Here is a 9,964-nt window from a genome sequence, read left to right on the forward strand (position 1 = left end):
AGCCGGTGGACGCCGCGCTCGAAGCCGGCGTCGAGCTGTCGGCGTCCGACGAGAAGCTGCTGGACGAGATCGCCGCCGCGGCGCGGCGCACCGGGCGCACCGCCAGGATGCACCTGGAGGCCGACACCGGCATGAGCAGGGGCGGCTCGCCGCTGGCCGCCTGGCCGGGCCTGCTGAGGCGGGCGGTCGAGCTGCGGGCCGAGGGCGTGGTCGAGATCGTCGGGCTGTGGTCCCACTTCGCCTGCGCCGACATGCCCGGTCACGGCTCGATCGAGGCGCAGATCGAGGCGTACGAGAGCGCGCTCAAGCTGGCCGAGCAGGCGGGCGCCGGCGGCTCCCACGTCATCAGGCACCTGGCCAACTCCGCCGCCATCGTGACGCTGCCGCGCACCCACTACGACCTGGTCAGGCCGGGCATCGCGATGTACGGGCTGAGCCCCGTCCCCGAGCTGGGCGACTTCGGGCTGCGGCAGGCCATGACGCTGGTGGCGCGCGTCGCGCTGGTCAAGCGGGTGCCCGAGAGCTCAGGGGTGTCCTACGGGCACCTTTATGTCACGAACGCCGAGACCACGCTTGGCCTGGTGCCGCTCGGGTACGCCGACGGGATACTCCGGCATGCCACGGGGCGCGCTGAGGTGCTGGCGGGGGGTCGCCGCAGGGCGATCGCCGGCCGGGTGTGCATGGACCAGTTCATGATCGACATGGGCGACGACCCGCTGGCCGCGGGGGACGAGGTCATCTTGTTCGGGCCAGGGGGGAGGGGCGAGCCGACCGCTCAGGAGTGGGCGGATACCCTCGGCACGATCACGCATGAGATCGTGACCAGGATCGGTTCGCGAGTGCCAAGGGTTTACAAGGGATCGGGGACATGACGACGACAACACGGCGGAAGGTAGGGATCGCTGGCGCGATCGTCGGCGCCGCCTCGGCGGGCGTGGCGGCGGCGGCGCTGGCCAAGCGCTACGCGGTGGGCCGCATCCGGCTGCGCCCCGACACCGAGGCGAGCGAGCGGTTCGGCGAGCTGCGCGGCAGGGACCGCACGCTGATCACTTCCGACAGCATGGCGATTCATGTGGAGATCGACGGCCCCGAAGAGGCGCCGCTGACCATCGTGTTCTGTCACGGCTACTGCCTGAGCCTGGAGTCGTGGCACTACCAGCGTCGCGACCTGCGCGACACCTACCGCATGGTGCTGTGGGACCAGCGCTCGCACGGCCGCTCGCAGCGCGCCGCCGCCGAGGACAGCACGATCGACCGGCTGGGCGACGACCTGGCCGAGGTGATCGAGCGGTTCGTGCCCGGCCCGTGCGTGCTGGTCGGCCACTCCATGGGCGGCATGACGATCATGGCGCTGGCCGACCGCCACCCCGAGCTGTTCGGGGACAAGATCCGCGGGGTGTCGCTCATCGCCACCTCGGCCGGCAAGCTGGCCGAGCTGACGCTGGGGCTGCCCGCTTTGGTGTCCAAGGCCGTGCACAAGGTCGCCCCCTCGACGATCTCCATGCTGGGCAGGCGGGGCGCGTTCGTGGACAAGACCCGCCACGCGGGCCACGACATCGCCTTCCTGATCACCCGCTACATGGGCTTCGGCGACTCCAGGAACGTCAGCCCGACCCTCGTCGACTTCGCCGAGACGATGATCAGGGCGACCCCGACCGAGGTGTTCGCCGACTTCTACCCGGCGCTGATGAACCATGACAAGCTCGCCGCCCTGCACGTCCTCGACCCGGTGCCGACCGCGATCCTGGTCGGCGACAAAGACTGGCTGACGCCGCCCGAGCACAGCAAGGCCATGGCCGCCGCGCTGCCCAAGGCGCAGCTCACCGAGGTGCCCGACACCTCGCATCTCATCCAGTTGGAGCGTCCCGGCGTGGTCAACGACGCGCTGCGCGACCTGATCAAGCGCGTGGAGCTCGCGTGAGACTGCCGACCGCCGAGGACATGCGCGCGTACGGCGCCCGCCTGGCCGCCCTGCTGCGCCCGGGTGACCTGGTCATCCTGTCCGGCCCCCTGGGCGCCGGCAAGACCACGCTCGTGCAGGGCGTCGCCGAGGGGCTCAAGGTGCGCGGGCCGATCACCTCGCCCACGTTCGTGATCGCCAGGGTGCACCCGTCGCTGCGCCAGGGGCCGCCGCTCGTCCACGTGGACGCCTACCGGCTGGGCGGTGACCTGGAGGTCGACGACCTCGACCTCGACGCCTCGCTGGAGGAGTCGGTGACGGTCGTCGAGTGGGGCGAGGGGCTGGTCGAGGGGCTGTCCGACGACCGGCTGGAGATCCACATCGACCGCGAGGACGGCGACGACACCCGGGTCGTCACGCTGCGCGGCGTCGGCGCCCGGTGGGCCGACACGCCGGTGGAACCTGCGGAAAAGTAAAACACGCGCTGCGACACGGCAAAGCTGTCACCCTTGACGTACCTGGCCGACGATATAAATCATGATCATTGGTAAGGGATTCGCCCAGAAATTCTGGGTATCAGGAGGGGCGGCAGCCACTTTTTTGGTGGATGCTTGGTGAAGGACAGCGCGGAGTGGGGTGCGGCGGTGCTCAGGGTCAGGCGAGTCGCGTACGCGGGAGCCATCGTCATGATCGGCCTGACGGGCTGCACAGCCTCGGCTGAGACTCCTGCGACGACACCCACGCCCGGTGGCGGCGGTCCGACGGTCACCACGTCCCCGACCGTCACCATCTCCAGGAAGCCCATCGTCGTCCAGCTCAACCCCGACCGCGTGATCGCGGGTGAGTCGTCCAAGGTCTGGATCCTGGCCAACTGCCCGATCCCGACCGGCGGCCCCGCGCACACCGGCACCGCCTCGTCCAAGGCGTTCCTCAGCGGCGTGACGCTGGCCACCGTGCCCGCCTCCTCGACGATCTCGCCGTCGCCGAGCACCTCGCCGACCAGCCCGTGGGTGCGCGGCGAGGCGACGGTGTCCGGCACGGTCGCCCGCGGCACGTACGTGGTGGACGTCAAGTGCGACGGCACCAACGACACCGGCAGGGCCACGCTGCGCGTCGTACGCGCGACCCCGGACACCACCGACGAGACCAAGGCCCCCACCAAGGCGCCACGGGCGGGCGGCGGCGGCACGTTCGGCAAGGACGTCGACGACGAGTCCTCCATGCCGATAGGGCCGATGGGCTGGCTGGTCGGGCTCGGGATCGTCGCGGCGGCAGGTCTGCTGATCAAGCGCCGCGTCCGGGGCTAGCCGATGGCCCGGCCCGGACGGGTGGTCCTCGCGGGGGCCATCACGGGACTCGTGCTGGTCGCCTTCGGCAAGACGTACCAGGACAGCTCAAAACCGGCGGCATCCGTCGTTCCGCAGAGCATCGACATCCCCTCGATCAAGGTCGAGGCGGAGCTGATGAAGCTCGGACTCAAGAACGGCGAGGTCGAGCTGCCGCCGTACGAGAAGCCCAAGCTCGCCGGCTGGTACACGGGCAGCGCGGTGCCCGGCGAGAAGGGCTCCTCGGTCATCATCGGGCACGTGGACACCAAGACCGCCCCGGCTGTGTTCTTCAAGCTCAGGCAGGTGCGCAAGGGCGAGGTCGTCAAGGTCGAGCGCAGCGACGGCAAGACCGTCGAGTACAAGGTCGACTCGGTGGAACAGGTCCACAAGGACAAGTTCCCGGCCAACCGCGTGTACGGCGGCAACGGGCTCAAGCTGGTCACCTGCGGCGGCAAGTTCGACTACGCCACCGGCGAGTACCTGGACAACATCATCGTCTACGCCTCCGAGGCGTGAAAAAACGCTTGCGTCCCTCGGGACCATGGAGTCATGAGTGAGCACACCGACCCGCTGAGTGAGGATCCCAGCCCGCCCGCCTCAGGAGCGCGGGTGCCGTGGCAGGAGGTGCACCCGGCCGTCCGCGCGGCCGTGGAGGAGTTCCTCGGCGCCCCCGTCGGCGAGGCCGTGACGCAGCCGGGCGGGTTCTCCCCGGCCGCCGCCGTGCGGTTGCGCGCCGCCAACGGCCGCCGCGCGTTCGTCAAGGCCGTCGGCCCCGAGCCGAACCCCGACAGCGTGCGCATCTACCGCGACGAGGCCAGGATCGCCGCCGCCCTGCCCGCCTCCGTGCCGGCGCCCCGGCTGCTGACCAGCTTCGAGACCGAGGGCTGGGTGGTGCTGGTCTTCGAGGACGTCGAGGGCCGCCACCCGTCGCTGCCGTGGCGTCGCGACGAGCTCGACCTGGTCATCGAGGGCGTACGGAACATGTCCGCCGCGCTCACCCCCGCCCCGATCGAGGCCCCGCCGATCGGGGAGGCGTTCGGCGAGATGTTCGACGGCTGGCGCCGCCTGCTCGACGAGGACACGAGCGGCCTCGACCCGTGGGCGCTGCGCCACCTCGGCGAGCTGGCCGAGCTGGAGTCCGGCTGGGCCGAGGCCGCCGCGGGCGACACGCTGCTCCACGCCGACCTGCGGGCCGACAACATGCTGTTCGCCGGCGACCGCCTCTACGTCGTGGACTGGCCGTGGGCCTGCGTCGGCGCGGCCTGGATCGACCTGGCGTGCATGCTGCCCTCGGTCACCATGCAGGGCGGGCCGCCGCCGCAGGAGCTCTTCCCCGACCCCGACCCGGCCGCCACCGCGGTGATCACCGCGATGGCCGGCTTCATGGTGCGGATGAGCCGTCAGCCGCCGCCACCCGGGCTGCCCACGGTCCGGGCCTTCCAGCGGGCGCAGGGCGTGGTGGCGCTCGACTGGCTGAAAGTACGCACCGGCTGGGCGTGACCCCGCGGGCGGGTAGGCTAAGCAGTCGTGCTGGTCCTGGCCTTTGATACCGCGACACCCGCCGTGACGGCCGCGCTCCACGATGGGCAGCGTGTGCTCGCCGAGTCGACCACGGTCGACGCCCGAAGACACGGCGAGCTGCTCGCCCCCACCATAGAGACCGTGCTGCGCGAGGCGGGCGCCGCGCTGGCCGACGTCACCGCCGTCGTCGCGGGCAGCGGCCCCGGCCCCTACACCGGCCTGCGCGTCGGCCTGATGACCGCGCAGGGCCTGGCCACCACGCTGGGCGTTCCCGCGTACGGGGTGTGCACCCTCGACGCTGTCGCCTACGGCAGCGGGCTCGGCGAGCCGTTCCTCGTGGCGACCGACGCCCGGCGCAGGGAGGTGTTCTGGGGCCGCTACTCCGACGCGCGTACCAGGCTCGACGGCCCGTTCGTCGATCGGCCCGCCGACGTGCCCGTGGAGGGGCTGACCGTGGTCGGCGCCGGAGCAGGGCTGTATCCGGACGTTCTCGGGCACAGCGACGCCCCGCCGTACCCGTACGGGGGCTTCCTGGCCGCTCTGGCGGCCGAGCGGCTCGCGGCCGGGGAGACGCTCGGCCCGGCGCGGCCGATCTACCTGCGGCGGCCCGACGCGGTGGTGCCGGGGGCGCCCAAGAAGGTGACGGCGTGACGCTCCAGGCCCGCGAGGGCGGCGGCGGTGCGGACGGCGGCGTGCGGCTGCGCCAGATGACCGAGGCCGACCTGCCCGCGGTCATGGCGATCGAGCACAGCACGTTCCCGCTCGACGCGTGGAGCGAGGGCATGATGCGCGGCGAGCTGGCCGACCAGCCGCGCACCAGGCACTACCTGGTCGCCGTCCTCGACGGCCAGATCGTCGGCTACGCGGGCCTGGCCGCCGCCGCCGACCAGGCGGACGTGCAGACCATCGCCGTCCTGCGCCCCCACCAGGGCACCGGCATCGGCGGCGCCATGCTGAGCGAGCTGCTGGCCGAGGCCCGCAGGCGCGCGGCGCGGGAGATCTTCCTGGAGGTCCGCGCCGACAACCCGCAGGCGCGGGGCGTCTACGAGCACTTCGGGTTCGAGGTGATCGGCCGCCGCCGCCGCTACTACGACGACGGCACCGACGCGATCATGATGAGAAGGAAGCTGGATGGCTGACGCACCCCTGGTCCTGGGCATCGAGACGTCCTGCGACGAGACCGGCATCGGCATCGTCAGCGGCCACACGCTGCTGGCCAACACGATCGCCTCCAGCATGGAGGAGCACGCCCGCTTCGGCGGCGTGGTGCCCGAGGTCGCCTCGCGCGCCCACCTGGAGGCCATGACGCCGACGGTGGAGGCCGCGCTGGCGCAGGCCTCGCTCAAGTTCTCCGACATCGACGCCATCGCCGTCACCGCCGGCCCCGGGTTGGCCGGGGCGCTGCTCGTGGGCGTCGCCGCCGCCAAGTCCTACGCGCTCGGCCTCGGCGTGCCCCTCTACGGCGTCAACCACCTGGCCGCCCACGTGGCCGTCGACCAGCTCGAACACGGCCCGCTGCCCAAGCCCTGCATCGCCATGCTGGTCTCCGGCGGGCACTCCTCGCTGCTGCTCGTGCCCGACGTGGCCCAGGACGTGATCTCGCTCGGCTCCACCGTGGACGACGCGGCCGGGGAGGCGTTCGACAAGGTGGCGCGGGTGCTCGGGCTGCCGTTCCCCGGCGGGCCGCACATCGACCGGCAGGCGGCCTCGGGCTCCGGCACCGCCATCTCCTTCCCGCGCGGCAAGATCGACGACGGCACGCTCGACTTCTCCTTCTCCGGGCTCAAGACGGCCGTCGCGCGCTGGGTCGAGGCGCGGGAGACGGCCGGGGAGTCCATCCACGTGCCCGACGTGGCCGCCTCGTTCCAGGAGGCCGTGGTGGACGTGCTGACCCGCAAGGCGTTGCAGGCGTGCAAGAAGTACGGCGTGGACGACCTGCTGATCGGCGGCGGCGTGGCGGCCAACTCACGGCTGCGGGCGCTGGCCCAGGAGCGCTGCGACGCCGCCGGGGTGCGGCTGCGGGTGCCCCGGCCGGGGCTGTGTACCGACAACGGGGCGATGGTGGCGGCGCTGGGGTCGGACCTGGTCGCGGCGGGGATCACGCCGTCGGCTCTGGACATCCCGGCCGACTCGTCGATGCCGATCACGACCGTCCACGTGTGACGACGCCGTACGGGGGGCCGCCGCCTTTGTGAGACGCGTTCGGCGGCCCTTCACGGCGGGCCTGTGCCCTGGGAACTGGCGGGCCCTCTTGGCGGCCCGTGCCCCCGGGGCTCAGTCCTTTCGCGTGGGGCGCAGGAGCGCCTCGGCGAGGGCGAGCATGGTCTCCTCCAGGGCGCCCAGGCGCTTGGTGAGGTCGGTCGTGGCGGGCGCGACGATGTCGGTGACCGTCTGGCTGAGCTCGTCGCGGTCAGGCCGCGCCTCGACCAGCTCCGTGAGCACCGCCGCCGCCGCGGCCAGCCGCTCGCCCTGGTCGGTGGTCTGGGAGTCGAGCAGCTCGCGGACCCGGTCGCTGATGCTGAGCGTCGCGGGAAGCTGCCCGATGCGCTGGTTGACGGCCTCGATGCGGTCGTCCACGGCTTCGAGGTGCTCGTTGGCCTGCTCGGCGCGTACGGCCAGGCCGGTCAGGTTGGTCTCCACGCCGTTGAGCTGGGTGCCGAGGCCGGTCACCGTGGTGTCGACGCTGGTCAGCTGGGTGCTCAGGCCGGTCATCGAGATGTCGACGCCGGTGACCTGGGTGGCCAGTTCGCCGACCCGGTTGCCGAGGCCGTCGAAGCGGCTGGTCAGGTGCTCCTCCGCCTCGCCCAGGCGCTCGTCGAGCGCGTCGAGGCCGTTGTCGAGCTGGTTGAAGCGGCCCTCGTTGCGTACGGCGGAGTCGGTGACCTGCTGAGCGGCGGCGGTCAGCCGCTCGTCGAGGCGGGTGAAGCAGCCGTCCATCCGGCCGTCGAGCGCGTCGAAGCGGTCGTCGTGGCCGGACAGGTGGCCGCTGACGGCGCCCAGCTGCTTGTCCATGCCGTCGATCCTGCGGTCTACAGCGCCGAGCTTGCCGTCGACGCTGCTCAGCCTGCCGTCCACGGCGCCGAGCCTGCCGTCGACCGCGCCCAGCTTGCCGTCCACGGTGAGCAGCCTGTCGTCGAGCCCACCGACCCGGCCGTCGACCGTGAGCAGCGTGCCCTCCAGGCCGCCTAGCCTGCCGTCGACGCCGTCGAGGCGGGTGTCGAGACCGGCCAGGCACTCGTCGGTGGCCCCGATGTGGTCGTCCACCGCCGCCAGCCTGCCGTCGACCGCGCTCAGCTTGCCGTCGATGGCGCCGAGCTTGCCGTCCACGCCGCTCAGCTTGCTGTCGGCGGTGGCCAGCCTGCCGTCCACGGTGGCGAGTTTGCTGTCCATGGTGGCGAGCTTGCCGTCCACCGTGCCGAGCCTGCCGTCGGCGGCGCTCAGCTTGCCGTCGACCGCCGCGAGCGTGTCGTCCACGCCGTCGAGGCGTACGGACAGGCGCTGCTCGCTCTCCTCAAGGCGGCTCGCCATGCCCTCGTCGGCCCGGTCGAGGCGGGCGGCCAGGGACTGCTCGGTCTGGTCGAGGCGGCCGGTGAGCCGCTGGTCGAGGTCGGCCAGCCGCTGGTCGGCCTCGCCGAGGCGGCCGGCCAGGTGGTGCTCGGCGCTGTCGATCCGGGCGCCGAGGTCGTCGGCGGTGCTGGTGAGCTGCTCGGCGGTCGCGGTGAGCTGCTCGCCGGTGGCGCTCACCTTGGCGTCGAGGCGGCCGGTCGCATGGGCGATCTTGGCATCGAGCCGGTCGGCGGCGGTGGTGACCTTGGCGTCGAGACGTTCCGCGGAGGCGGTGATCTTCGTGTCGAGCTGCTCGACCGAGGTCTCGATCTTGGCGTCGAGCTGCTCCACCGACCCGGCGATCTTCGTGTCGAGCTGCTCGGCGGTGGCGGCCAGCTTGTCGTCGATGCCGTCGGGCAGCTCCAGCACCGCGCTCTCGACGCGGTCGGTGCGGGCCGTCAGCTCGGTGAGCGACTTGTCGATGCGGGTGAAGCGGTGGGCGGCCACCTCCATGCTGGTGCCCAGCTGGGTCAGCTTGGCCGCCAGCTCGCCCACCCGCTTGGTGATGCCGTCGGTGGAGTCGAGCACCGACTGCAGCCTGGTGAGCACCTCGTCGACATTGTCGCCGACGCTGCCGACCTCGGCCCACAGCCCCGGCAGCTCCGAGACCGGGGCCACCCGCTGCTGCACCGACTCCACGTGGGAGTCGACGGTGCCCAGCTGCTCGCCCACGGCGTCGACGTGGTCACGTACGGCCTCGACGTGCTGAGCCAGCCCCTCGGCCCACATCGGCGGCTTGGCGGCGATGTCGTCGAGCCGCCCGCTCACCGCCTCCAGGGTGCCGCTCAGGCCGCCCAGCTCGCGCTCGCGCACCTCGCGCAGCAGCCACTCCATGCCTTCGAGGCGCTGCCGGATCTCGTCGAGCACCGCCCCTTGGGTGCGCTGCTCGTACACGTGATCCTGCGCCGCGCGCGCCAGCAAGTCTCGCATCCTGTCGGATATGGCGCCATGTCCGCCTGCCTGCAGAAGGGTGGTGTGGTTGGAATGATCCACCGAAAGCTCCTTCGCTTGCCGACGGTATGCCGCGCAGCATTGGGATAGGTCCGGTTTATGCACATGAAAAAGGAGACGCGGCTGACCGCTACAGGGGAGACTCCCGCGTGCCCACCATAGCCTCTTGATCATGGACCGTCAGGGGCGAAGGAAAAGATCGGGGTTGGTGGATGTACGCCCCGCTTTGTCGTTTACGCAGGTGAGGATGGGTTACAAATCAGGACTGATGGCTTGTCCATGACTCTGGTAAGCATGATTACCGCTGATTTATCACCAGGAAGTCGGCGCAGGTCGTTTCGCAGCCGATCGACGTCCACCGCCGAGGCGCGTTTCTTGATAACGACATTTCCGATTTGCCGTTCTCTAAGGGTCGCTCGAAGGCGCTTCAGTGAGAACGGCAGCACTTCTTCCACTTCATAACGAGCGGCCCACGGGGTGTCGAACGGCTCGTCGCCGGTGATGTAGGCGATCATCGGGTCGGGGAGTCGGCCGTTGACCATCTCGGCCACCTCCCCGACGAGGTGTGCGCGGATCGCGGCCCCGTCGGGCTCGTACACGTACCGGCCGACGGGGCCGGGCGCCGCCCGCACGCCGCGGGCGGCGATCGGGTGGCCGC

11 protein-coding genes are annotated in these 9,964 nt (G+C 71.5%); 9 read left to right on the forward strand and 2 right to left on the reverse strand.

Annotated elements, in window-relative coordinates; genetic code table 11:
- The 9 genes from alr to tsaD all read left to right on the forward strand — a co-directional run.
- Positions 1-872, forward strand: an 872-nt coding sequence (gene alr / locus KME77_RS02715) for an alanine racemase (RefSeq protein WP_219461467.1), incomplete at its 5' end; no start/stop codon positions are given.
- Complete coding sequence (locus KME77_RS02720) at positions 869-1,921, forward strand: alpha/beta fold hydrolase (protein ID WP_219461469.1); 1,053 nt, start codon at positions 869-871, stop codon at positions 1,919-1,921. The genes alr and KME77_RS02720, both read left to right, overlap by 4 nt.
- Entirely contained in the window at positions 1,918-2,376 is a 459-nt protein-coding gene (gene tsaE, locus KME77_RS02725; protein WP_308250513.1) for a tRNA (adenosine(37)-N6)-threonylcarbamoyltransferase complex ATPase subunit type 1 TsaE, read from the forward strand. Before KME77_RS02720 ends, tsaE begins: the two co-directional genes overlap by 4 nt.
- Before the next feature lie 138 nt (positions 2,377-2,514).
- Positions 2,515-3,207, forward strand: coding sequence for a hypothetical protein (locus KME77_RS02730; protein WP_219461473.1), 693 nt, complete (start codon positions 2,515-2,517; stop codon positions 3,205-3,207).
- 3 nt (positions 3,208-3,210) lie between these two features.
- On the forward strand, positions 3,211-3,744 hold the full coding sequence (locus tag KME77_RS02735) for a class F sortase (protein WP_219461477.1): 534 nt from the start codon (positions 3,211-3,213) through the stop codon (positions 3,742-3,744).
- A 33-nt stretch (positions 3,745-3,777) separates the two neighbouring features.
- Positions 3,778-4,728 carry a phosphotransferase family protein gene (locus KME77_RS02740; protein ID WP_219461481.1) on the forward strand — a complete coding sequence of 317 codons (951 nt, stop codon included), beginning with the start codon at positions 3,778-3,780 and terminating at the stop codon, positions 4,726-4,728.
- Positions 4,729-4,755: 27 nt separating this feature from the next.
- The gene (gene tsaB, locus KME77_RS02745; protein WP_219461487.1) at positions 4,756-5,400 is read left to right on the forward strand and encodes a tRNA (adenosine(37)-N6)-threonylcarbamoyltransferase complex dimerization subunit type 1 TsaB; all 645 of its coding nucleotides are present in this window, start codon (positions 4,756-4,758) and stop codon (positions 5,398-5,400) included.
- A 56-nt stretch (positions 5,401-5,456) separates the two neighbouring features.
- The gene (rimI, locus tag KME77_RS02750; RefSeq protein WP_219461511.1) at positions 5,457-5,888 is read left to right on the forward strand and encodes a ribosomal protein S18-alanine N-acetyltransferase; all 432 of its coding nucleotides are present in this window, start codon (positions 5,457-5,459) and stop codon (positions 5,886-5,888) included.
- Positions 5,881-6,912, forward strand: coding sequence for a tRNA (adenosine(37)-N6)-threonylcarbamoyltransferase complex transferase subunit TsaD (gene tsaD / locus KME77_RS02755; RefSeq protein WP_219461490.1), 1,032 nt, complete (start codon positions 5,881-5,883; stop codon positions 6,910-6,912). Before rimI ends, tsaD begins: the two co-directional genes overlap by 8 nt.
- 111 nt (positions 6,913-7,023) lie before the next feature.
- Here the strand turns inward: tsaD and KME77_RS02760 are convergent, their stop codons facing one another.
- Together KME77_RS02760 and KME77_RS02765 are read right to left on the reverse strand one after the other, a co-directional pair.
- A complete protein-coding gene (locus KME77_RS02760; protein ID WP_219461494.1) occupies positions 7,024-9,285 on the reverse strand; it encodes an apolipoprotein A1/A4/E domain-containing protein in 2,262 nt (753 codons plus the stop codon).
- A 254-nt stretch (positions 9,286-9,539) separates the two neighbouring features.
- A partial coding sequence (locus KME77_RS02765; protein ID WP_443679094.1) for a THUMP-like domain-containing protein occupies positions 9,540-9,964 on the reverse strand: 425 nt, incomplete at its 5' end.

It is taken from the genome of Nonomuraea rhizosphaerae, from assembly GCF_019396405.1.
Lineage (GTDB): Bacteria > Actinomycetota > Actinomycetes > Streptosporangiales > Streptosporangiaceae > Nonomuraea > Nonomuraea rhizosphaerae.